The organism is Rothia sp. HMSC076D04, from assembly GCF_001814645.1.
Taxonomy (GTDB): domain Bacteria; phylum Actinomycetota; class Actinomycetes; order Actinomycetales; family Micrococcaceae; genus Rothia; species Rothia mucilaginosa.
On the sequence record NZ_KV817374.1, the window covers coordinates 173,747 to 195,474 of the forward strand.

Below are 21,728 nucleotides of genomic sequence, written 5' to 3' on the forward strand. Positions count from 1 at the left end.
ATTTTCCCGTCGTGGAGCGTATAACGTCATTCTTTTCTAGCTTATTCCCTCACCGGGCTCTTGCATAGTTAGGTAGAGCCTAGTTCACACATCGGCCCGCATCATGCATTACCCCAGTTCAGTGTTGACCCAGTTCAGTGTTTACCCGGCACGGGTCATACGGCTAGGAGCCTGCGCCGTGGTAGCGCTGCTGGGTTGCCAGCAGGCCTTCCTTTACGAGCATCATGGTTGCATCCGCTGCGTTTGAGATGAGGAAGGGCAGGTCCTTCGCTTCGGTGCTGCTGAAGGGCTTGAGCACGAAATCTGCGGTGTCCATGCGTCCGGGAGGTCGACCGATGCCGGTGCGCACACGGTAGTAGTCCTTGGTGCCCAGTGCTTTGGTGATATCGCGCAGGCCGTTATGGCCGCCCTCTCCCCCACCAATCTTGAGCTTAATGGTGTCGAAGGGGATATCGAGTTCATCGTGCACAACGATGATACGGTCGGGGTTAATATCGTAGAACTGGGCTAGAGCCGATACCGGGCCGCCCGAGGTGTTCATATAGGTCAGGGGCTTGGCCAGCACTACCTTGGGTCCGCCTATACCCAAACGTCCTTCCAGCACCTGGGCGCGCGCGCGTCCGTGCTCCTTGAAGCCACCGCCTACTTCACGCGCCAGTTCATCAACCACCATCTGGCCGATGTTATGGCGGGTTTTCTCGTACTCCGGGCCCGGGTTCCCCAGACCAACAATGAGCCACGCATCAGACATATCTTCGCCCTTTCCACGGCGCTGTAAAAGGTTTTTAGAAAATTCATGGACTACACCATTCTATGAGTATGGCCCGCTACCACCTCAGAAGAGAGGTAGCGGCGGGCCATCCACAAATCATTGTTGCGCTAGGCGCAGGGCGCGGTCTAGTGCTTTGAGTTATCTGAGTCGTGAGCTTCGCCAGCCTGATCTGATTCCTCGGAAGCTTCAACGATGTCACCCTCGGGTGCGTTTTCGCCTTCTTCACCGGGCTCGGGAACGTCGAGTTCCTCGGGCTCAGAAACGTTAACGATCAGCAGTTCAGCGTCTGCAACCAGGGTTACGCCTGAGGGCAGTTCAACGTCTGATGCCAGAACGTGAGCGCCAGCTTCGCGGCCTTCGATGCTCACGGTCAAAGCTTCGGGTGCCTTCAGTGCGTCAGCTTCAACCAGAAGAACGGTTTCTTCCTGGTTAGCAACGGCGCCAACAGCAGGCTCGCCTTCAACGTGTACAGGAACCTCAATCTCAACGCGCTCGCCGCGCTTAACGGTCAGCAGGTCGATGTGCTGCAGTTCAGGGCGGATTGCGTGACGCTGGATGTCCTTGATCATTGCGAGGTGTGATTCACCTTCGATGTCGAGGTCGAGGATAGCGTTGGGGACGCGGGCAGCCAGGGTGGTTGCGTGGCCGGGGAGTACTACGTGCTTGGGCTCTTCGCCGTGGCCGTAGATGACGGCGGGGATGTCGCCTGCCATGCGGATGCGGCGCGCGTAGCCCTTGCCGAAGTCGCTACGTACGGTAGCTGAAATTTTGATGGTATCTGACATGAGTTGTCCACCCTTTCTTGGTTAGAAGTTATGCGCCAAGTGGAATAGGGACTGGCGCCAGAAATCTCTTTCCAACCAGCCACCGTCAGTTACGGACCTACACGTTTCGTGTATTCCACCGCCTTGGCCAAGACAATATTGTACAGGTTCCCGGCTCTTCTTCAAGGGCCGGGAACCTGTGATATGGCGTTTTTCACGCCTTTTATGCTGTTGTCAGCAGATATAGAGCCAATTCCTTAGAGGATTAGGAGCCCATTTCTGCCAAGTAGGCGGCAAGCGCCTCGCGGTGATCACGCGGGGTGAAGCCTGCAGCAATCAGCTTGGACAGGTCCATTGCCGAGTTCGTCGGACGGTGAGCGAAGAGCTCAGCGTTGGCGAAGTATTCCTCGGTGGTGGTGTCGCTGACTCGTGCCGGGTCGTGGCCGGTGCCCTCGTACACTGCACGAGCGAACTGCGCCCAGTTGATGACTTCACCGGTGTTCGACACGTTGTAGGTGCCGTACTCTGCGCCGGAGAAGAGCAGGTGCAGGGCAGCTGCTGCCAGGTCCTGGGTGAAGGTCGGGCGGCCCCACTGGTCGGCGACCACGGACGGGTCGATACCGCGCTCAGCCAGGGATGCCATGGTACCCACAAAGTTCTTGCCGGCGCCAACAACCCAGCTGGTGCGCAGGGTGTAGTGCTTACGCCATGCGGCGGCGGCAACCTCACCGGCAGCCTTGGATGCGCCGTAGACGCTCAGCGGTGCCAGGGGGTAGTCCTCCGGGTATTCCTCGCCCAGGGGCAGGGAGCCGTCAAAGACGTAGTCGGTGGATACGTGAACCAGCGGCAGGTTAGCTTCTTCACAGATGGAGGCAAGAGCGCTCACACCCAGGGCGTTAGCTGCCCAGGCGTCACGGCGCCCCTCGGGGGTTTCTGCCTGATCCACTGCGGTGTACGCTGCAGCGTTGATGACCGCGCGGAAGGAGCGCCAGCGGAATGCGTCGCGCCACTGCTCGGGCTTGCCCAGGTCGAGGCGGTCGCGATCCACAGCCAGGAAGGGTACGTTCTGCTCGGTGAGCTGGCGAACCAGCTCGGTGCCGAGCTGACCGCCCGCACCAATAATCAGGATCGGGTCGGCTTCCAGGGGCTTGATCTCGTTCAGACGCGGGTGGTTACGGTCCTTCTCGGAGAGTTCTGCCTTCGCCAGGTCGATAGGCCAGTCGATTGCGACGGTCTCATCGGCAAGGTTCAGGAAGCTGTAGCCGGATACTGCATCCGCCGACCAGTGGTCGTTCACCAGGTAGGTGTAGGCGGTGTTCTCTTCCAGGGTCTGGAAGGAGTTACCCACGCCGCGGGGCACGAAGATTGCGGTGTCCGGGCCCAGCTCCACGGTGACGACCTTGCCGAAGGACTCGCCGGCACGCAGGTCAACCCACGCGCCGAAGATACGGCCGGTCGCAACAGAAACGTACTTATCCCACGGCTCGGCGTGGATACCGCGGGTGGTACCTATCGAAGCGTTGAACGAGATGTTGTTCTGCACCGGGTTGAAGTCGGGCAGACCGGCTGCGACCATCTTCTCGCGCTGCCAATTTTCCTTGAACCAGCCGCGGTTATCGCCGTGAACCGGCAGGTCAATGATGAGCAGGCCGGGAATCTCGGTTTCAGTAACCTTCAATTCCTTGGTCATTACTGGCCAGCCTTTGCGTACTTCGCCTCGACCTCAGCCTTCAGGGGCTCCCACCAGCCGCGGTTGTCGGTGTACCACTTAATGGTGTCGGCAAGACCGGATTCGAAGTCGGTGAACTTCGGCTCCCAGCCGAGCTCTGCACGCAGGCGGCTACCGTCGATTGCGTAGCGCAGGTCGTGACCGGGGCGGTCAACCACGTGCTCGAAGTCGTTCTCGTCCTTGCCCATCAGTCGCAGGATGGTGCGCAGAACCGTGATGTTGTTCTCTTCGCCGTCTGCACCGATGAGGTAGGTTTCGCCAATCTTGCCCTGCTCCAGGATGCGCAGCACAGCCGAGGAGTGGTCGGATGCGTGAATCCAGTCACGGACGTTCAGGCCCTCGCCGTACAGCTTCGGGGTCAGACCCGAGAGGATGTTAGTAATCTGGCGGGGGATGAACTTCTCGATGTGCTGGTAGGGGCCGTAGTTGTTGGAGCAGTTAGAGATGGTTGCTTCAATACCGAAGGAGCGGACCCATGCGCGCACGAGCAGGTCGGAGCCTGCCTTAGTGGAGGAGTAAGGGGAAGAGGGGTTGTAGGGAGTGGTTTCGGTAAACTTTGCCGGATCGTCCAGCTCGAGGTCACCGAAGACCTCGTCGGTGGAGATGTGGTGGTAGCGAGTGCCGTGCTTACGGACTGCTTCCAGGAGGCTGAAAGTACCGATGAGGTTAGTGTGGATGAACGGTTCGGGGTTGGACAGGGAGTTGTCGTTGTGCGATTCCGCAGCGTAGTGAACGACAGCGTCTGCCTTGCCGACCAGTTCGTCAGCCAGCTCGCGGTCGGCGATGTCGCCTACGACGAGCTTGAAGCGGGATTCAGGAAGACCCTCCAAAGACGCAGCATTTGCGGCGTAGGTCATCTTATCCAGCACAGTAATAGTGTGATCAGTGTTATCGATGAGGTGGTGAACAAAGTTCGAACCAATAAAACCGGCACCGCCGGTAACAAGAATGTGAGCCATACGGTATATTTTACCTGCCTAAATAGCGATTTTTATGCCTCAACAAAGAGATAAACATGACACAATAAGAAGTTATGAAGGGAATTATTCTTGCCGGCGGCACCGGAAGCCGTTTGCACCCTATCACTCAGGGTATTAGCAAGCAGCTCACTCCGGTCTATGACAAGCCGATGATTTACTACCCGCTGTCCACTCTCATGCTGGCGGGTATCCGCGATATTTTGATTATTACCACTCCTACCGATCAGGAGCAGTTCCAGCGACTGCTCGGTGACGGTTCCCGTTTCGGTATTAATCTCGAATACAAGGTGCAGCCTTCTCCGGATGGTCTGGCACAGGCATTTATTCTGGGTGCTGATTTTATTGGCAACGACCCCGTAGCCCTCGTGCTCGGTGACAATATCTTCTACGGTCCCGGTCTGGGTACTCAGCTTGCCACCTACGAGCAGAAGGATGGCGCGACCGTCTTCGCTTATCGGGTTGCTGATCCTCGCGCTTACGGCGTGGTGGAGTTCGATGAGAATTTCAACGCACTATCTATTGAAGAGAAGCCCGAGAACCCCAAGAGCGACTACGCTATTCCGGGCCTGTACTTCTACGACTCGAAGGTTGTAGAGTACGCACGTCAAATCAAGCCTTCCCCTCGCGGTGAGCTGGAAATCACTGACCTCAACCGTGTCTACCTGGAACAGGGTAAACTGAAGGTTGAGGTTCTGCCTCGCGGTACCGCGTGGCTCGATACCGGAACCTTTGATTCACTCGCTGATGCCACTAACTTCATCCGCACTGTTCAGAGCCGTCAGGGTCTGTCAGTTGGTTGCCCGGAGGAAATTGCGTGGCGCCACGGTTGGCTCTCCGATGAGCAGTTGCGCGACATTGCTACCCCCCTCGTCAAGAGTGGTTACGGTAGCTACCTGCTCGGATTGCTCCGCTAATAAACACCTGGGGATCTTCGCATCCCTTCACCGCCTGCAACAACACTCCACGTCGCAGGCACACTAACTCAAACTTTCTGGAGTATTCTCACTACCATGACCATTTTGGAATTTTTCCGCACCACGAGGGCTAACCTCTGGCTGCTGATTATTGGCATCGTTGTCGGTGCCGCAGCGGGCTTCGGCTATGCATCTCTCCAGCCGAAGGTCTACGCTGCATCATCCTCGGGCTACGTGACCGTGGGTGAGTCCGGTACGGTGGATGTTCTCTCGGGCTCTACGGCCGCTAAGGAGCGCGCTCGCTCCTACGCTGCTATCGTCTCCTCTGAGGCCGTGGCACAGAAGATTAAGCAGAACAACCCCGAACTGTCCCTGTCCACCGGTCAGATTCGTTCTAGCCTCACCGCAACCGCAGGTGATAACGCTGCACTGATTACCGTTAACGCGAAGGCTTCTTCCCCGAAGAACGCACAGGTTCTCGCTAACAGTGCGCTACAGGCTACCGCCGACTACATCAAGGAAATTGAGCAGAACCCCGGTAACGCTCAGGCTCTGGTAAACGGCGAAAACACCGGTGCATCCCCGACCGGCGGCAACACTGTTCGCGTGATTCCGCTGAATAACGCAAGCGTGAACCCCCCGCTGGTGGCTCCGAACTACCAGCAGAACGTACTCGTTGGTGCCGCTGCTGGCCTGGCGCTGGTGTACCTGGCTATCTTCCTGCGCCGCGCGCTGGATCAGCGCATCCGCACCCGTGACGACGCTACCAAGGCAACCGGCGCAAGCATCCTGGGTGTTCTGCCCGTCAGTGACGACCTGAACGAAGAGAACATCGTTAAGGGCAACACCGACGACCACATCGCTCAGGAGTCTATCCGCCAGCTGCGCACCAACCTGCGCTTCGTGAACGTTGACACTCCCCCTCGTTCGTTCATCGTCACCTCCGCAGTGCCCGGTGAAGGTAAGTCGACCGTGTCGCTGTCGCTGGCTCGCGCAATGGCTGACGCTGGTTCGCCCGTCATCCTCATTGACGCCGACCTGCGCCGCCCGACCGTGGCTAAGAAGCTGAAGCTCGACGCTAAGGTTGGTCTGACCCAGGTTCTGGCTGGCCAGGTTGAGATCGCTAACGCCGTGCACCAGCTGGGCGATTCGAACCTCTTCGTCCTACCTGCAGGTCGTATCCCCCCGAACCCCTCCGAACTTCTGGGCTCGGATAAGATGCGCCAGCTGATCAACGAGCTCTCCGAAGAGTTCATCGTGGTTGTCGACGTTCCGCCGCTGCTGCCCGTGACCGACGCTTCGCTGCTCTCCCACTCCGTGGATGGCGTGATCCTCGTTGGTTCTATCGGTCGAAGCCACCGTGAACAGATGACTGAGGCAGCAAGCATCCTGAAGAAGGTTAACGCTAACCTCTTCGGTATGGTTCTGAACCGTGCACCCCGTAAGGGTCTGGGTAACTCCTACTACGGCTTCGGTTACGCAAGCGCCTACGTTGGTTATGCAACCTACTACGGTTACGGCAAGGAAGGCGACAAGAAGTCGTCAAAGAAGTCCTCGACCAAGAAGTAACAACGTAATAAGCGCCCTAAACCATAGGGAGCGACTTAGGGCGGGATGGGCAGTATTTTCTGCCCGTCCCGCCTTATACTTATCTGGTATACATGTGCACCGAAAGGCTATTGTGACCACTCACTCACCCAATACCCCGGAGCCGCAGACTACTCCGCTCGCGGCACGGATTCGGCTTGCGCACGCCTACTTCCAGCGGATTGCCGACATGCACTCCATCGATATTCTGCATGTCAAAGGCTACGCTTTCTCCCAGGAAATTTACCGCAAGGGCAGGTACAGCTCCGACGCTGACCTGCTTGTCCGGCCCTCTCACGTGGACCGCTTTGTAGAGATCCTTATGGCAGATGGATGGCGTATCCAAGCCCACTTCGAAACAGGTTCCGTGTTCGAGCACGCGATGACGCTCTACCACGCTTCATGGGGCCTGACTGATATTCATCGTTTCTTTCCCGGTCTAGGACGCCACGGCGATTATGAGAAGGCGTTTGACCGCATCTGGGCGGCACGCAAGACCCGTATGATTGCTCACCGTCCCTGCACTGTCCCCAGCGATCTGGATGCGCGTCTTCTCGTGGTGCTTCACCGCGCCCGCGCTGCATCACGCTACAGTGCAGATATTAACTATCTAGTCTCTCTGCTCTCCTATAGCGATTGGCAGCGCCTACGAGCCCGCGCGGAGGAGCTTGACTCTTCCCTCGCATACAGCGCGGCTATGGGCGGTCTGGAGCAGTACCGTGACGACCGCGACTACCTACTGTGGCTGTCGGTCTCCCAGGATGTGCCCCACTACATCCAGTGGATCGGACGCCTGCAATCAGCAACGACCCTGCACGATAAGCTACGCACACTCAAAAATATTTTCTTTGTGAATAAGGACCATTTGGCGATGCAGCTGGGACGCACCCCTACTAAGGCAGAGATACGTGCAAAGTTCTTTGAGCGTTTCGGAATCAAGGTGAAAAAATGAGCAATCCGGTAGATTCCCGTCAGACCGTATACGGCATCCCCGAGAACATCGCGTATGTTCATTCTGAAGAGTTCGCTAAGTACTCCCCCACAGCAACTTATCTCGCGAATCTTGCCAACGGTGAGCTGTCTGTTCTTCAGGATTCTGCCTCCATTATTTGGAGTATTTTTGAGGACCCGATGCCGTTGCAGGACGCTATCGACGTGCTCTGCGAAATGTATGAACAGCCCATAGAGACTATGGGACCGCAGATTGAGGGTTTCATTCCTGAGCTGCTCTCCAAGGGGCTCTTAGAAGCCCGGTAAGGCCCTCAGAACGAATAAAGAAGGCGGGGCGGTAGAACTATATAGTTCTACCGCCCCGCCTTCTTCTATGGGCCGAGCTCTTTTAGTCTTCGGGCAAAGCCTGCACGTAGGTCTTCAAGCGGCTGATAAAACGAGCCTCCGAGAAACCGTCAACGTGCTCACGGATGTAGTCGGCGTCCCAGTCATCCGGGTTGAAAGCTTTGAGGGCTTCCACCAGCTGCTCCACGGTCGGCTGGTTGATGAACATGCCGGTCTTGCCTTCCTGAATGGTATCCAGGAAGCCGCCCGCACGGTAGGCAATCACGGCCTTGCCGCTAGCACCCGCTTCTAGCGGGGTAATGCCGAAGTCCTCATACGAGATAGCCAGCAGCGCCAGGCAATGACGGTACGCGTAACGAAGCTGCGCATCCGAAACACCCGAAGCAATACGAATAGTCGGGCCCGCAAGCGCTTCCAGACGTTCCTTCTCCGGACCGCGGCCAATCACCAGTAGCTTCTTACCCAACTCATTGCAGGCTTCAACAGCCTTATCAACATTCTTGTAGGGCAGCAGGCGAGAAACAATCAGGAAATAATCGTCCGATTCGGTGAACTCTTCCAGGCCCGGAATAGGCTCAACCGGTGCGGTGGTGTCTACCGAGTGCGGCGGGAAGAAAATCGGAACGTCCTTCTTGCCGTACACGTTCTCGATGCGCTTCTTAATCACGCTCGCGTTCGCCACATACACCGCCGAGCGGTGAGCCGCCCAGTGATCCCACAACATCAGTGCAGGACGCAGAGTCTTCAGCAGCAGCGGCACGGGGCCGGTGCTCTTCTCACCCAGGTACTGATCGCTCAGGTACAGCCAACGCGCCGGCGAATGGCAGTAAATGAACTTACGACCGGCAAAGTTGAAACCGTGTGCCCAACCGGTCGTCGACACCACAGCGCGTTCAGCCGGTACCTTCAAGAAAGAAGAAGCAAACGGCAAAATCGGCAACGCCATACGGTGGTTACGACGCAAATAACCAATCTTATTCAGCGGGCTGGTAATGATCTTCGCGTCTTTGAACTCAGGGAAGGTACCCTCCGGGTCGTACAGAGTCGTGTAAATCGGTGCATCCGGGAACGCACGGTGCATTGCCAGGACAACACGCTCCGCGCCGCCGCGCTGAGTCAGGTAGTCGTGAGCAATCGCAATCTCTTCAGTAGCCTCAGGCTTGACCAGCGGCACGTAACGGCGCGCCAGGCGGCCAAGCTTCTTGAGGCTCTTCGGGATATCCGCGAGCACCGCGTCGGGGTTCTTCGGCCCGGTAAACGGAGCGGAGGTCAAGAGCTGAGTGAGTGACATTTTCTTTTCCTCCTAGAAAACTTTCTGAGCTCGCTCAGGATAGTGAATACCGGCGTAAGATGCAGCCTCAACCTGCAAAGCCACAAGCTTCTCAGCCGCCTTAGCGGGCAGCTTGAGCAGAATCTTATCGCTCGCATCCCCCAGAGCCTTGATGGTCTTCTCCGTGGTGAAACGAGCAAGGGCCTTGACCAGCAAGCCCCATGCACCCGTCGGGTTCGGGGCGGGGTGCGCCGCATCGCCGTGCTTACGCACGAAGATGGTGCGGGCAGAACCCGAGTGCAGGGCACGCAGGGCACGCACTGCAGTGGTGGTAGCAGCCACGTAGTGCTTAGTCGCCAGCTCAGGGGCAATATGGATTTCGCCACCGTGCTGAGCAACCTCATAACCCATGTCTACGTCTTCCCAACCGTAGAGACGGTACGCGGGGTCATAGCCACCAATCTCGTCGAAGAGCTTCTTCGACATAGACACATTACCCGCCCAGTAAATCCAGCGCTTCTCAGGCGCAACTTGGTACGCAGCTTCACGGAACTTCTGGTCGCGGTAGTTACCGTACACACGAGAGTAGGGAGTGTCCGGGAACTGGTTCAAGTAGATACCGATTACGCCGTGCTCACCAGGAGCCTCATGGTACTTGAGGTGGTTCGCAACGTAGTTGGGATCGGGTTCCAGATCATCATCGCAGCGGATAAGGATGTCCGCATCAGCCGCACGGTGACCAGCGTTCAACGCAGCCACGCGGCCGCGGTTCTCCTCGAAAACAATCTTGGTCAAGTTCAGCTTGCCTTCTGCAATGTAGCGGTCAAGCACAGCTTCACTGTTGTCAATATCGCCGTCGAGGACCACGATAACCTGGAAGTCCTTCTCAGTCTGAGCGGCAAGCGCATCCAGCGGGTAGTGCAGAATATCTGCACCACCGCGAGAGGGAATGATAACCGCAGCCTTGTAGCGGTGAGTAGTCGTCATAATTTTCCTTCGGGGGTTTGAGCGAGAGGATATCCGTTGGGAATGGCCTATACGTTTAGAAGCACCTTAGCGGATAAAACGTTCCAGAATCTCACCAACACGGACCTTACCTGCTTCAGGCGAGTAATTCTCCTGCCAACGCCAGAACAGCTCGGAGGTTCGCTCCGCCAGCGCATCCGTATCTTCTCGAAGCTCAGTACCCAGGCTCTTAATAGCCTGGGCAAGAGCTACCGGCTGGTCAGCAGGCACAACGTACGGGTACGATGCACCGCCCAGTACCTCCGACAGAGCACCAGCATCACTGACGATCACAGGGACGCGTGCGCTCATCGCTTCAGCGACCACCAGACCAAAGGACTCGGGGGCAATCGAAGGTACAACGAGCATGTCGATGTCACCGAAAAGACGGTCCGGGGTAGTCCAGCCCAAACGAGTGCTGAAGGTGGCGACACGAGCTAGCGCCTCCTCAACCTCAGCTCGTTCTTCGTCAGATGCGAAGACAGGCTCGCCGCCAATCACCAGGTCGTATTCAATGCCGTTAGAGTTCAAGGAACTCATCGCCTGGCACAGGGTCGCAATGCCCTTAGAGGGAGTCAAACGCCCCAGGTAACCGACGCGAAGTCTGCGCTCCCCCACACGGTGATCAAGCTCGGTGGATACGCCGCTGACCCAGTTCGCAAACAGCTCGCTGCCGGGGCAGGCGCGAGCCACATAGCGGCTCGGGACCAGGGGGACGGACGCCTTATGGCGAGCAAAGGGTACGAGCTTCGCGTTCACGCCGGCAGGAAGCTGGTGCAGGTGCACGATGCGGTTCTTGCGACCGCCCGTTGCCGCTGCGGGAACCAGACCGTTACACCACAGCAGAACGTCCTTGTGGCGAGCGTGCCAGCTACGCAGAGCCACCATGTACTGTGCGCGGTTCTTAGCCGGCAAGACAATGCGGGGGAACCCCTCATCCGCAGCGGCTTCTACAAGCTGCTTCGGCTCGGAAGGGCCCACAATGGTGACCTTGTAGCCAAGGCTACGGGCCGCGCGGGCGATGTTCAGAAGCATGACCTCGCCTCCGCCCATGTCACCGTTATTGGTGGCGATGTAGAGTTCTTTCTCCATCCTTCTACTCCTTCACCAGCTTGCGTGCGGGCACATAATTCTTACCGGAGTATTTGATACTTCCGCGGATACGTCCCAGCGATGCAACCCAGTTGGCAACATCTCGACGAGCAACTTTACGTTGGGTCACAGCCTGACGCAGGATATTCAACAGCTGCTGAACGCTGCCAGTCACAGTAGACTTCAACGAATACGTTGCAGAATCATACTTCGGGAAACGACGGGCCATCAGCACACGTCCCACACCCAGCTCGTACTTCTTACGGATAGAGCTCTTCCCCTCCGAGAGAGTAAAACGAATCTCTGCTTCAGGGATAAAGCGCATCACACCGTCGGCTTCCTGATGACGCCACGAAATATCCACATCCTCGTAGCCGTAGCGGGGAAGGGACTCATCGTAGCCGCCAATTTCAAAAAAGCGTGCACGGGTAATAGCACAGTTACAGTTGCCCACGTGCGGCAGATAAGGAGTTGCAATCAGACCTTTGCCAAAGGCATCGGGGCGAGGGCTGCCATTAGCGTCAAAAGCGCGAATCCAGCCACCTGCCAGTTCCTTATCCTGCACCTCTGAAAACGCCTGAACCCACTGAGGAGATACTTCATCATCAGCATCGCAGAATGCTAAGACTCTACCCGATGCGGCACGTGCACCGGCGTTACGGGCCGCGGGAATACCTGGAGTTGCGGAGGCGTCCACGACCTTGACCGTGAACTTATCCTCTCGGGGTTCCTGAGCCCACGCTTCCATAACGGCGCGGGTGTCGTCCTCTGAACCGTTGTCTACCAAAATCACTTCGTACGGAAGCTCAGTTTCCTGGTTCTCCAGGGCCTTAAGCTGGCGAGGAAGAGTCAATGCAGCGTTCAGCGCACAAATAATGACGCTAACTTCAGGAGCTCGATCAGTCTTAGACATTTTCTTCCTTCCACATCGGCGCAGCGTGCTGCGACTTCTCTTCCGCCTCACGAATTTCAATTCGCTCGTCGAAGCCTTCGATATTCGCTTCATCATGGCCGGTGCCAAGACGCTGTTCGCGTTCAAGCAGCAACACGCGCAGAGCCAAACCACAGGCAACAGCCCACGGCCAGGTGTAGAACACCTCGCCCAGACGCGATGCACAAATCATGATGGCAACGCCAACGCCCTGTACAACATAGAATTTAGCCGGCAGAGTCTTCTGGCCGCTAAACACATTCACGATAAAGAGCAAGGTAATGGCAACGACCAGAATCATCCACGGCCAGCCGCCCTCCACAAGCGCAGACCAGTACGAATTGTGGAAGAACCAGGTCTTCGAACCAGTATGTGCCAGATATACATACGCTTCGCCCAAGCCCTGGCCGAAGAAGCCAGTTGCCTGAACCTTAATCTCAGATGCCTGGTCGATCAGTGAACGAAGCGCATCGGTACCGGTACGATCTGCGAAGGCACCAGACTGCGCGTAGTCACTAGTCAAGATATCAATTAACCAGTACAGGGCCACACCCAAGGCAATGCGGCCAAAAGTCTTCATACGGTGAGCAATAACGATCCAAATCAGACCCGCTGCATACGCCGCGATAGAGGTACGAGAACCCGTAGCCCATAGCAGCCCGGAGAAAACAACAATAGTGCCGATAACTTCAATTTTGTTACGGGCAAAGCTCAGAATTAACAGACCAAACAGACAGTACACCAGACCCGAGAAGTTTTTGTCACCCAGCCAGCCGGTCAGATAGCCAACATAACCAGTTGCCGGGGCAAAACCTGCAAAATACCCTACAGCGTTAAAAAGAATCGCCGATGAGTATCCCAGAACAATAGAGCGAATATGCAGACGTCCGGCTGCAATAGCCCAAATCAACACGGTTGCAGCCACAAGACGGAGCAAACGTCGAGTCCAATCCGATGCGTCCTCGGAATGTACACCGTAGAACGAGACAATTGCGAGGTAACCCATTGCAATAAACATAATTGCGCGCAGACCCGAAAAATGACTCACGTCAAAAGTTGGCTTACGGGTCAGACCGTACAGCGCCAGCAAAAGAATGATTACCTGGTTAAAGGGCAAACCAACACCCGGTACTGGGTCACCAAAAAGCAAGAGGAACGCCAGGATGAACTCAGGCATACGAATCTGGCTGGTCTGATGGCGGACGTAATTACTACCGCGAGACACAGTTTCAGAGAAACGCGAAACCTCTGGCTTCTCGGTGGGTTCGTTCAGATGCGCGTAAACCTGCGAAGTCTGGCTCATCATCGGCCTCCTCGAAGTACACGAGTGTAAATATCAACCGTCTGAGCAGCCATCTGCTCGTTCGAAATCCAGGTGAAAGGCTCAGTCTCACCCTTCTGCAGCTGCTGGCGCATGACCTGCAGAACATCCTGAGTCAGGGTTGCACTCTGGCGGTCCACCAGCTCGTCAGCACCCAGGATCTCCGGGTTACCACCCACAGCGGTAGCGACCGTCTTCAGGCCAGCAGCCTTAGCGTCCAGCAGAGTGTAGGAGCAGTTCTCCCACACCGACAGCTGAACAATCATGTCACTACGACCCATCGCCTCAATCGGGTTAACGAAGCCGCTGAAGGTCACCGAATCACCCAGGTTCAGACGCTGAGCCTGAGCCTGCAACTCGGACGCCAAATCGCCAGAGCCCGCAATCTCAAGATGAGCCTGCGGGTAATCAGCACGAAGCTGTGCAAAAGCATCCAGCAGCACGTCGATGCCCTTCTCAGGAGACAGGCGGGACAGCGAGAGAATACGCGGACCTCCCTCTGCGGGAACACGTTGCTGCTCAACAGCTGCATGCACCTCGGGGATATCCACGCCGTTGTACACCAGCTCCACGCCACGAGCGCCCCACTTGGCACGCATCTGATCAGCGGTAGAACGAGAAACAGCAATCGCCTGATCGGTACCCCACAGGCGCACACGGTGCACGGTCTCCATGAGCTTAGAACGCCAGGAGCTACCGTGGTACACCGAGTCATTACCGGCAATACCGTGCTCAGTGGTCAGAAGCTTCGGCACGCAGGTGCCGCGCTTGATGACGCTACGGATGCGTAGTGCGTTGACCACAGCGGTTGCGACAACGTCTGCATACGCCAGGTGGCTGTGGACAATATCCGGGCGGAGCTGCTCAACAGCCTTCTGCAAAGAAGCAAAAGAAGTCTTAAAACCGTAGTCAGGACCGAACTCAGCCTTGATGACGGTGACGCCCAGTTCCTCAAGACGGCTCGTGAGCTTACCCTCGGGTGCGAGAACCACCAGGTTAAAGCCGGGGAGCCCGGCACGTGCCATATCGACAACGTGCCGAGCTACTCCACCAAACTCGGGAACCGGAACGACCCACAGGGCAGTGGGAAATCCGTTTGAATTCATGAGTGAGTGTCTACTTTCTACAGCCACTTCTCGAGGCGGTCCAGTGCGGTGAAGAAGCCTTCACCGTTGTTGATGTGGCCCTGCCAGATTTCGGGAATGAAGGATGCCTTCGGTGCCAGCTCACGCAGCTGCTTGCCCAGGGATGCCCAGTCGACATCGCCTTCGCCGACCTGAACGCCCTCACCGTCAACGCCGGTGCCGTCCACCAGGTGCAGGTGGATGGACAGCGGTGCCAGCTGCTCAACAGCCTCCGACAGCGGAATGTTCAGGAAGTTGCAAGCAAGCATGGTGTGGGAGATGTCCAGACAGAGCGCGGTGTCGAACGCACGCGAGAACTCTGCAGTGTCCTTCGGATCCAGGAACAGGTTGTGGTACTGCTGACCACCCATCAGCCAGGGGTACGGGGGCAGAGTCTGAGCCGCCAGGCGAACGCCGGATGCGTCCAGACGCTTCAGCGCCTCACCGATACGCTCGTACTTCTCAGCACGTGCGGATGCGGGGATGTGCTTGTCCTTGGTGAAGCCACCCATGGTCACGACCATGACCGGATCCTCGTCTACGGTGAAGTAGCGGGTCAGGTCACGGGTGATGTCGATGGTGCGCTGAACCTCGGCGATGGAGCGCTCCCACACCTCGGGGTCCTTGGACGCGAGATCCACCAGGAAGTCGCCTGCGAACAGGTCGGGCAGGTGGGTGGTGAAACCCATGTCCAGCTTGGAGTCAAAGACGTCGTCGATGTTGATCTCGAGGTCCTTGTAGGAGAAGTGGAACTCCAGGAAGTCCGGCTTTGCCTCTTCAATCAGCGGCTTGTAGTCGTGGTAACGAACCGGCAGACCCCAGGGGCGGTCGAACTTGAAGTCGCGGCGGGTCACCAGATCGTCCTTCAGGTCGCCCTCGAAGAAGAACGAGCCTTCTTCAACGTCGCGCTGCATGGTGCGGCCCAGCAGCTGCGGCAGGTAGTTCGGCTGCAGACCGCGGCCGGGGGACTTCACAGCAACGTCAGCCTCGGTCACGACCTCGCCCTTAGCGATGTGGCGGGTAGCAACCAGGGACTTTGCCAGGTTCACGCGGTTCATCAGCTCACCGGTGGACACCTCACGAGGAGCAGCAGAACCAATAGCGGTCTCAACCTCACGAATCTGCTGAACCATTGCCTTGAATTCCTCAGGCAGCAGGGAGACGGTGTGGTCGTTACCCTCGAGGGTCTTGTCGGTGGTGAAGTGCTTCTCAATGATCTTCGCGCCGCGAGCAACAGCAGCAATCGGCACGTGGTAGCCACGCTCATGGCCGGAGTAGCCGACCAGGCACTGACCAATCTCAGCCAGGCGGTCCATGTACGCCAGGTTGACGTCCTTGAAGGGTGCCGGGTACGCGGACTGGCACTGCAGCAGAGCGTAGGATGCGCCAGCGTTACGCAGCAGAGCCACGGACTCGCGGATTTCCTCTTCACGGCTCATACCGGTGGAAACCAGCATGGGCAGGCCGCGGGAAGCCACGTCACGCAGCAGCTCGTGGTTGGTCAGGTCAGCAGAAGCAATCTTCATGCCCTGGATACCGTAGTCAACCAGTGCCTGAACGGAGGGTGCGTCCCAGGGGGTGCACATGATGTCCATGTCGTGCTGCTTGACGTGGTCGAAGACCTCGTACATCTGGTCAACGGTCAGGGAGAAGCGGGACAGCAGGTCCAGGGTGTACTGAACGCCCAGGTCCTCACCTGCGGTTGCTGCGCCGCGCTGGCGGTACAGAGCGTCCATATCGCGCAGCTGGAACTTCACAGCGTCTGCGCCGGACTCAACAGCCAGGTCCACCAGCTCCTTAGCGAAGTCAACGCTACCCTGGTGGTTGTTACCAATCTCAGCAATGATGAAGGAGGGGGAATCCTCGCTGATGGTGTGCTTACCGATGCGCAGGACGTCCTGCTCATCCATTGCCAGTGCCACGAGGTGACCGCGCTCGTCGGTCAGCGGCACGTGGTTGATACCCTTCGCGAAGTATGCGCGCAGGGTCTCGGGATCAGCATCAGCCGGTGCGGTCTGCGGGTTGGTGTTTGCAGCGTCCAGGGCGCTGGTCTCCAGGGATGCGGTCGGGTTAGCAATCAGCCAACGACGGAAGTCGCCGTCAGAGAGCGAACCGCGCAGGATACCGGACTCGTTCACCAGGAAGATGATGCGCTGGCCGTTAGCAGAAATCTTCTGCAGTGCGTTGAGAATCGGGTCTTCAGCGAAGACCACGTAGGGGGCAATATTGCGTTCAATAATCACGATTTTGACCTTTTCGTTTGAGCGTTTAGTTGAATGCCTGAGTGCTGGTCAAGCCGGAAGCGGCAGAAGAGGTACTGCCGCGGGTGAAGGTTACTTGCCTTCGGCCAGGATCTGAGTGAGCTGGTGCTCTGCCACGGAGAAGTCAATCGGCGCGTCAATGTCGACGCCCTCGACCTCGTCCAGCATGAACAAATCAATGGTACCGCCGGGGTAGCCCGCCAGGCGGTTGTGGTGGTCCGTGTACACGTGGGTCTTGGTGATGTACATTGAACCGTTCTCACGGTAGCGGAAGGTTTCCTTGGTCAGCTCCTGGCGGCGCGGGCGAGCCATAATCTCGAACGCCGCGGTGGGCTCACCGTCAGCGTGCCAAGTCCAGATGAACGGACCAATCGGAATCACACCGACCATGGAGTCCTTACCGTTCTCCGCGAACTGGCGGACCGCACGAGCCAGAGTACCGGGCAGACGCACCGGGCTGGTTGCCTGCAGCAACATGACAGCCTCGGGTTCCCAACCGTTTTCGGTGTAGAACTCGATGGCGTGCTCGATGACCGGCTCGGTTGCGGTGGTGTCTTCAGCCAGGTGTGCCGGACGAATGAACGGTACCTCAGCACCGTACTCGCGGGCGATATCAGCCAGCTCAGCATCGTCGGTGGAGACGACAACACGCAGCTCGTGCTCGCCGGCTACTTCTTCCTTAGCAGCCAGTGCCTGCTCGATGGTCCATGCGACCAGCGGCTTACCCGCGATGGGGCGCAGGTTCTTACGCGGAATGCCCTTTGAGCCACCGCGCACGGGGATGACGCAGAGAATACGCATTATGCCTCCAAAGTTTCAATCATGAGTTCAGCGATACGCTGTGCCGGTTCCTTCTTCGGCTGAACCGGTGCCGGGGTCGGTTCCTGACCCCACTGGTTCATGCCGTAGCGGTCCCAGAATTCCACGAGCCATGCCGGCGGTGCCGGGTGGTAAACCCACGCCGGGATACCGCGGATCGCAGCCTCCAAAACACCGGTAGAGAAGATGGACACCACCGGGTTTGGCACTTCGTTCAGCGGAGTGCCGGAGCGGTCAATGCGGATGCCTTCCTTCTCCCACAGCTTGTGGGTCAGCACCGACAGCTTGTCCTTCTCGCTCGGGTGCGGGCGGTAGGTTCCACCAAACTTCTTCAAGAAGGAGTGCGAAGCGTACGCGAAGGATGCGCGCGGCAGTTCCGCACCGTGCATCTGTCCTAGGAAGATCGGTTCCAGGTCGTTCTGTTTCTGCGCCTCAGCACCGGCAGCCTTCTGCGCCGCGAGGTAGAGCAGCTGCGAACCCACCGCGTGAGTGGTGACGTCGCGGCGACCCGATGCCCAAAATTCTGCGTCAGCTTCGCTGAAAGCCAGCAGGGTGCATCCGACCGGTAGCGGCGGCGCCTGAGGCACCAGTAGGCCATGCTGAACCATCCAGTACTCAGCGCCAATCGCGCGAGCGTACTCGTAGGCGGCCGCACCGCGTCCAAGGAACTGTGCGGCAGAAAGCACAATGCGAATATCAGGCAGGAGGCGCATCAGCTCATCGCCGGAGATCTCCTGCTCAGACCAGTCCTTGCGTGAGTAGCGCTCGCTGGCGTACTGCCCGTCCAGGTACTCGCTAGCGTCCTCAGGAACCCACAGGGCAACATCGACAGCATCCAGGTGCTTGAGAGGCTCCAAGATTGCGTTGCGGTTCGTCGGAGAGAACGAATCCATAACGATCAGCACCTGAGGCTTAGTACCGCGAGTGTACAGAAGGCCGTGTACGGGCTCCTCCGCAACGGTCCGAGAACGCGCGGAGGCAAGAAGTGAATTCAGCTTGTACTTAGCCCACTTCAGCTTCTTCTGACGCCTCTGCCATGCCTGCCAAGCATCCAAATCTAGAGGGTATTTAAGCATCCTGCTTCTCCCCAGAACGGACTCGAATAACGGTAGCCGGGATACCCACAGCCACGGCATTAGCCGGAATATCGCGGGTGACCACAGCTCCAGCACCAATCACAGCACCGTCTCCGATGGTGACACCACCGAGTACAGACACATTCTGACCGAGGAAAACGCGATCACCAATCACGATGTCGCCACCGGGCTGCACATCATGCAGAGAGTCCAGAGGGTGCTCGCCAGAATTGACCATCACGTTATCGGCAAAGACACAATCCTTACCAATAGTCACATTCGACAGAGCGTGAATATGGCTACGGTGACCGACATAGGTCCCAGAACCGATACGCAGAATACCTCCGGCTTCAGAAGCGATCCAGGCATCCTCGTAAATTGCGATTTGGTCACCAAGGTAGATGTTCTCTACACCGACCATACGCAGGGGGCGGACAAGAACAGTCCCCGAACCGAAAGAGCCGAACGCCCGCGAGTACAGGGTCTTGCCCAGCAGGTCTGCCATGTGCCAACGCACGCTCGGCATCTTGGTCACAATCTTAGAAAGGTTTAGGCCCATAGCTGCTCCAAAATCTTTACACGCTGATCGAAGGTGTGCTCAGCCAGAGTACGCTTCTGACCGGCTTCACGAATCTGACGAGCCCACTTCGGCTCACGGAAAATACGGGTACAAATCTCGATGAGCTCATCAATGCTCTCGTAGACCAGGACCTCTTCGCCAGGAATGTAGTAGCGATCCACATCAGCGCGGTCAATCACCTGCAGGGCGCCCACGCCGGGAGCCTCAAAGGTGCGCATGGTGAAACCATCCTGGTTATTGTGGATGTTCAGCGTTGCCGGGGAGGATGCCATAATGCCGTACGCCTCAGAGCGGTCAATATCGCGGCCTGCGGGCACGCCGGAATCCTTGAACTGCTTAGTGCGCAGAATGTCATAGGGGTGACGCGACCAAGCACGACCGTAAGCACGCACCGGCAGACCGGCTGCGACGAGCGCCTGCAGGGTCTCCTCACGGTTGGGGTACTTAGCGCCCACAAAGTTGATGGAGTCCTCGCGCATGGGGACAACCGGGCAGTGAGTGTCGTAGGCGTTGGGCATGTCGAGCACCTCGAAGCCCTGCTCACGCAGGTGCTGCGCGTCCAGCGGGCTGTAGCTTGCCAGCGAGCCCAGGTGGTGCAGGTCCTCTTCGGTGTAGCTCATACGGCGCATTTCGTCGTAGAGCCAGGTGCCGTAGCGAACGCCGGAGGTCTCCAGCAGGTCCCACCATTCGCGGGAGAGCATATCGCCCTTAATGACCAGCACAATATCGGGGCGGAATTCGTTGAAAGCGTCAATCGCCTTACGAGTAGCCTGAGCAGCGAAGCTTTCGGGGCGGTACTTCTCGGGCAGCTCGTGAGCAAGCTTGTTGAGGATACGCTCGGGCAGAGTACCCGGCGCATCGTAGATGTGGGTGCGCACTTCGTATCCGTGCACTTCCAGGGATGCTTGAATTGCCTTCCAGTACCCGTGGAATGCGGGTGAGAGCAGTAGAAGTTTGGGCTGAGTCATATGAGGATTGAATCCTGTCGGCGTTTGCTATGAGAACCCGCAGGGTAGAACCGTGCGGTGCTATGTGTTGGAGTGAAGAGGAACGGAAAGTTTCACCTGCAACTTGAGGCAAAACATACCTACTGAAATTTTACAACGAAAGCAGGAGACGACACACTCGAATGCACTGTGTCGCCTCCTACGTTCTATATGCACCTTCTGACGAAGAGGGCTAAAAATCTTGCGGAACTGCCGCTGTAGATTCCGCACGTTTCGCGCCTAGTTCTCGCGGCGCTCTGCCTTGGCGATACGCTCCAGCTCGGTGGCGAGGAAGCCACGAGCGTCCACGTCTTTATTGCGCAGAGCACGCACGGAGTTCACCAGGAAGTTTGCGTAGCTGGTAGCGCGCAGAGCCGTAGCAAGCTTCTTCTCCCAGCCCCACTTATCGGCATAAATAAAACGAGCAGTGGTTAGCCACTGTACACGGCGCTCGGAGGGCGAAGATCCGCCTCCCTCGTGGGTGACAGTTACCGAAGGAATCAGGTAGCGGTCCACACCAGCATTCGAGAGGCGGTACTGGAAGTCCACCTCTTCGCTGTTCATGTAGAAACGCTCATCCATGCCGCCGATGCGGTTGAAGGTCGCGCGAGGAACGACCATGCACGCACCCATAACCCAGTCGACCTTCGCGTCCGAGGTGCCGGTGCATGCCTCAACATCGTGGCCGACACCGCGGTGCCACCAGTTAGTCGGCTTGAAACGAGCCAGCAGGGTGAACCATTCCCACGCCACATGCGCTGCGGTGGGGAACTTGCGTGCGACCCACTGCTGCTTGCCGTCGTGGCCAATAATCTGCGGGCTAGCCAGCACCTCGCCGTGGCGTTCCACGGCTGCGAGCATGCGCGAGACAAAGGTGTTATCCAGTTCCAGGTCGCTGTTGAGGATGAAAACCCATTCACCGGTCGCGGCAGCAACACCGGAGTTCACAGCTTTACCGAAACCACCATTCACAGGGCGGCGAACCACGGTCACACCCTCAACCTCGGGGAAGGGGGTGGGCGAAACGTCATCCGAGACGACGATTTCAATATCGGCGGGGTCAATACCCTGCTGAGCACGCAGAGTGTCAATAATGGCAAGAACCGGCTCCGGCTCGCCGTAGAAAGGAATAACCGCAGATACGCGGGGATGGAAGGTCATGTATTACAATCTTTCTTGAGTGAGAGGGATGATAGAAACCACCGTAAATGTGGGCGCTAT

General features: G+C 57.6%; 20 protein-coding genes. 4 read left to right on the forward strand and 16 right to left on the reverse strand.

Annotated elements, in window-relative coordinates; genetic code table 11:
* Positions 1-163: 163 nt before the first annotated feature.
* From pth to rfbB, 4 genes are all read right to left on the reverse strand, one after another.
* Positions 164-751 carry an aminoacyl-tRNA hydrolase gene (pth, locus tag HMPREF2980_RS08540; RefSeq protein ID WP_070691418.1) on the reverse strand — a complete coding sequence of 196 codons (588 nt, stop codon included), beginning with the start codon at positions 749-751 and terminating at the stop codon, positions 164-166.
* A gap of 146 nt (positions 752-897) precedes the next feature.
* Positions 898-1,557: a 50S ribosomal protein L25/general stress protein Ctc gene (locus HMPREF2980_RS08545; protein ID WP_012904012.1), complete on the reverse strand. Its 660-nt coding sequence runs from the start codon at positions 1,555-1,557 to the stop codon at positions 898-900.
* Between the two features lie 244 nt (positions 1,558-1,801).
* Positions 1,802-3,226, reverse strand: coding sequence for a dTDP-4-dehydrorhamnose reductase (gene rfbD, locus HMPREF2980_RS08550; protein ID WP_070594036.1), 1,425 nt, complete (start codon positions 3,224-3,226; stop codon positions 1,802-1,804).
* Entirely contained in the window at positions 3,226-4,224 is a 999-nt protein-coding gene (rfbB, locus tag HMPREF2980_RS08555) for a dTDP-glucose 4,6-dehydratase (protein ID WP_044142793.1), read from the reverse strand. The genes rfbD and rfbB overlap by 1 nt, the downstream gene beginning before the upstream one ends.
* Positions 4,225-4,298: 74 nt before the next feature.
* Between rfbB and rfbA the strand changes: the two genes are divergently transcribed.
* The 4 genes from rfbA (at position 4,299) to HMPREF2980_RS08575 (ending at position 8,003) form a co-directional block, all read left to right on the forward strand.
* Positions 4,299-5,159, forward strand: coding sequence for a glucose-1-phosphate thymidylyltransferase RfbA (gene rfbA / locus HMPREF2980_RS08560; protein ID WP_070688334.1), 861 nt, complete (start codon positions 4,299-4,301; stop codon positions 5,157-5,159).
* A gap of 96 nt (positions 5,160-5,255) precedes the next feature.
* Complete coding sequence (locus HMPREF2980_RS08565) at positions 5,256-6,728, forward strand: tyrosine-protein kinase domain-containing protein (protein WP_070688335.1); 1,473 nt, start codon at positions 5,256-5,258, stop codon at positions 6,726-6,728.
* A gap of 112 nt (positions 6,729-6,840) precedes the next feature.
* Positions 6,841-7,698: a nucleotidyltransferase family protein gene (locus tag HMPREF2980_RS08570; protein WP_070688386.1), complete on the forward strand. Its 858-nt coding sequence runs from the start codon at positions 6,841-6,843 to the stop codon at positions 7,696-7,698.
* Positions 7,695-8,003, forward strand: a complete 309-nt coding sequence (locus tag HMPREF2980_RS08575; protein WP_070676147.1) for a PqqD family protein — start codon at positions 7,695-7,697, stop codon at positions 8,001-8,003. The genes HMPREF2980_RS08570 and HMPREF2980_RS08575 overlap by 4 nt, the downstream gene beginning before the upstream one ends.
* An 82-nt stretch (positions 8,004-8,085) precedes the next feature.
* On the opposite strand, the gene HMPREF2980_RS08580 is transcribed toward HMPREF2980_RS08575, so the two are convergent.
* From HMPREF2980_RS08580 to HMPREF2980_RS08635, 12 genes are all read right to left on the reverse strand, one after another.
* Positions 8,086-9,333 (reverse strand): glycosyltransferase, encoded by a 1,248-nt coding sequence (locus HMPREF2980_RS08580; protein ID WP_049346733.1) that lies wholly within the window; start codon positions 9,331-9,333, stop codon positions 8,086-8,088.
* Positions 9,334-9,345: 12 nt separating this feature from the next.
* Positions 9,346-10,299 (reverse strand): glycosyltransferase family 2 protein, encoded by a 954-nt coding sequence (locus HMPREF2980_RS08585; RefSeq protein WP_049327945.1) that lies wholly within the window; start codon positions 10,297-10,299, stop codon positions 9,346-9,348.
* 66 nt (positions 10,300-10,365) lie between these two features.
* Positions 10,366-11,409, reverse strand: a complete 1,044-nt coding sequence (locus tag HMPREF2980_RS08590) for a glycosyltransferase family 4 protein (protein WP_070691421.1) — start codon at positions 11,407-11,409, stop codon at positions 10,366-10,368.
* A gap of 4 nt (positions 11,410-11,413) precedes the next feature.
* Positions 11,414-12,322, reverse strand: a complete 909-nt coding sequence (locus tag HMPREF2980_RS08595) for a glycosyltransferase family 2 protein (RefSeq protein WP_070688337.1) — start codon at positions 12,320-12,322, stop codon at positions 11,414-11,416.
* Positions 12,315-13,646, reverse strand: coding sequence for a hypothetical protein (locus HMPREF2980_RS08600; protein ID WP_070688338.1), 1,332 nt, complete (start codon positions 13,644-13,646; stop codon positions 12,315-12,317). Before HMPREF2980_RS08600 ends, HMPREF2980_RS08595 begins: the two co-directional genes overlap by 8 nt.
* On the reverse strand, positions 13,643-14,767 hold the full coding sequence (locus HMPREF2980_RS08605; RefSeq protein WP_070688339.1) for a glycosyltransferase family 4 protein: 1,125 nt from the start codon (positions 14,765-14,767) through the stop codon (positions 13,643-13,645). The genes HMPREF2980_RS08600 and HMPREF2980_RS08605 overlap by 4 nt, the downstream gene beginning before the upstream one ends.
* 17 nt (positions 14,768-14,784) lie before the next feature.
* On the reverse strand, positions 14,785-17,028 hold the full coding sequence (locus HMPREF2980_RS08610; protein WP_005506934.1) for an N-acetylneuraminate synthase family protein: 2,244 nt from the start codon (positions 17,026-17,028) through the stop codon (positions 14,785-14,787).
* Between the two features lie 90 nt (positions 17,029-17,118).
* Entirely contained in the window at positions 17,119-17,847 is a 729-nt protein-coding gene (locus HMPREF2980_RS08615; RefSeq protein WP_005508906.1) for an acylneuraminate cytidylyltransferase family protein, read from the reverse strand.
* A complete protein-coding gene (locus HMPREF2980_RS08620) occupies positions 17,847-18,941 on the reverse strand; it encodes an RNA-binding protein (protein WP_070691423.1) in 1,095 nt (364 codons plus the stop codon). Before HMPREF2980_RS08620 ends, HMPREF2980_RS08615 begins: the two co-directional genes overlap by 1 nt.
* Positions 18,934-19,500 carry an acyltransferase gene (locus HMPREF2980_RS09535; RefSeq protein ID WP_012904026.1) on the reverse strand — a complete coding sequence of 189 codons (567 nt, stop codon included), beginning with the start codon at positions 19,498-19,500 and terminating at the stop codon, positions 18,934-18,936. Before HMPREF2980_RS09535 ends, HMPREF2980_RS08620 begins: the two co-directional genes overlap by 8 nt.
* Positions 19,491-20,489 (reverse strand): CgeB family protein, encoded by a 999-nt coding sequence (locus tag HMPREF2980_RS08630; protein ID WP_005506928.1) that lies wholly within the window; start codon positions 20,487-20,489, stop codon positions 19,491-19,493. Before HMPREF2980_RS08630 ends, HMPREF2980_RS09535 begins: the two co-directional genes overlap by 10 nt.
* 258 nt (positions 20,490-20,747) lie before the next feature.
* On the reverse strand, positions 20,748-21,668 hold the full coding sequence (locus HMPREF2980_RS08635; RefSeq protein WP_070691426.1) for a glycosyltransferase family 2 protein: 921 nt from the start codon (positions 21,666-21,668) through the stop codon (positions 20,748-20,750).
* Positions 21,669-21,728: the final 60 nt, after the last annotated feature.

What these genes read in the sequence shown, in the direction of transcription:
- pth (WP_070691418.1), bottom strand. Translation starts at nt 751, where the DNA reads ATGTCTGATGCGTGGCTCATTGTTGGTCTGGGGAACCCGGGCCCGGAG.
- HMPREF2980_RS08545 (WP_012904012.1), bottom strand. Translation starts at nt 1,557, where the DNA reads ATGTCAGATACCATCAAAATTTCAGCTACCGTACGTAGCGACTTCGGC.
- rfbD (WP_070594036.1), bottom strand. Translation starts at nt 3,226, where the DNA reads ATGACCAAGGAATTGAAGGTTACTGAAACCGAGATTCCCGGCCTGCTC.
- rfbB (WP_044142793.1), bottom strand. Translation starts at nt 4,224, where the DNA reads ATGGCTCACATTCTTGTTACCGGCGGTGCCGGTTTTATTGGTTCGAAC.
- rfbA (WP_070688334.1), top strand. Translation starts at nt 4,299, where the DNA reads ATGAAGGGAATTATTCTTGCCGGCGGCACCGGAAGCCGTTTGCACCCT.
- HMPREF2980_RS08565 (WP_070688335.1), top strand. Translation starts at nt 5,256, where the DNA reads ATGACCATTTTGGAATTTTTCCGCACCACGAGGGCTAACCTCTGGCTG.
- HMPREF2980_RS08575 (WP_070676147.1), top strand. Translation starts at nt 7,695, where the DNA reads ATGAGCAATCCGGTAGATTCCCGTCAGACCGTATACGGCATCCCCGAG.
- HMPREF2980_RS08580 (WP_049346733.1), bottom strand. Translation starts at nt 9,333, where the DNA reads ATGTCACTCACTCAGCTCTTGACCTCCGCTCCGTTTACCGGGCCGAAG.
- HMPREF2980_RS08585 (WP_049327945.1), bottom strand. Translation starts at nt 10,299, where the DNA reads ATGACGACTACTCACCGCTACAAGGCTGCGGTTATCATTCCCTCTCGC.
- HMPREF2980_RS08590 (WP_070691421.1), bottom strand. Translation starts at nt 11,409, where the DNA reads ATGGAGAAAGAACTCTACATCGCCACCAATAACGGTGACATGGGCGGA.
- HMPREF2980_RS08595 (WP_070688337.1), bottom strand. Translation starts at nt 12,322, where the DNA reads ATGTCTAAGACTGATCGAGCTCCTGAAGTTAGCGTCATTATTTGTGCG.
- HMPREF2980_RS08600 (WP_070688338.1), bottom strand. Translation starts at nt 13,646, where the DNA reads ATGATGAGCCAGACTTCGCAGGTTTACGCGCATCTGAACGAACCCACC.
- HMPREF2980_RS08605 (WP_070688339.1), bottom strand. Translation starts at nt 14,767, where the DNA reads ATGAATTCAAACGGATTTCCCACTGCCCTGTGGGTCGTTCCGGTTCCC.
- HMPREF2980_RS08615 (WP_005508906.1), bottom strand. Translation starts at nt 17,847, where the DNA reads ATGCGTATTCTCTGCGTCATCCCCGTGCGCGGTGGCTCAAAGGGCATT.
- HMPREF2980_RS08620 (WP_070691423.1), bottom strand. Translation starts at nt 18,941, where the DNA reads ATGCTTAAATACCCTCTAGATTTGGATGCTTGGCAGGCATGGCAGAGG.
- HMPREF2980_RS09535 (WP_012904026.1), bottom strand. Translation starts at nt 19,500, where the DNA reads ATGGGCCTAAACCTTTCTAAGATTGTGACCAAGATGCCGAGCGTGCGT.
- HMPREF2980_RS08630 (WP_005506928.1), bottom strand. Translation starts at nt 20,489, where the DNA reads ATGACTCAGCCCAAACTTCTACTGCTCTCACCCGCATTCCACGGGTAC.
- HMPREF2980_RS08635 (WP_070691426.1), bottom strand. Translation starts at nt 21,668, where the DNA reads ATGACCTTCCATCCCCGCGTATCTGCGGTTATTCCTTTCTACGGCGAG.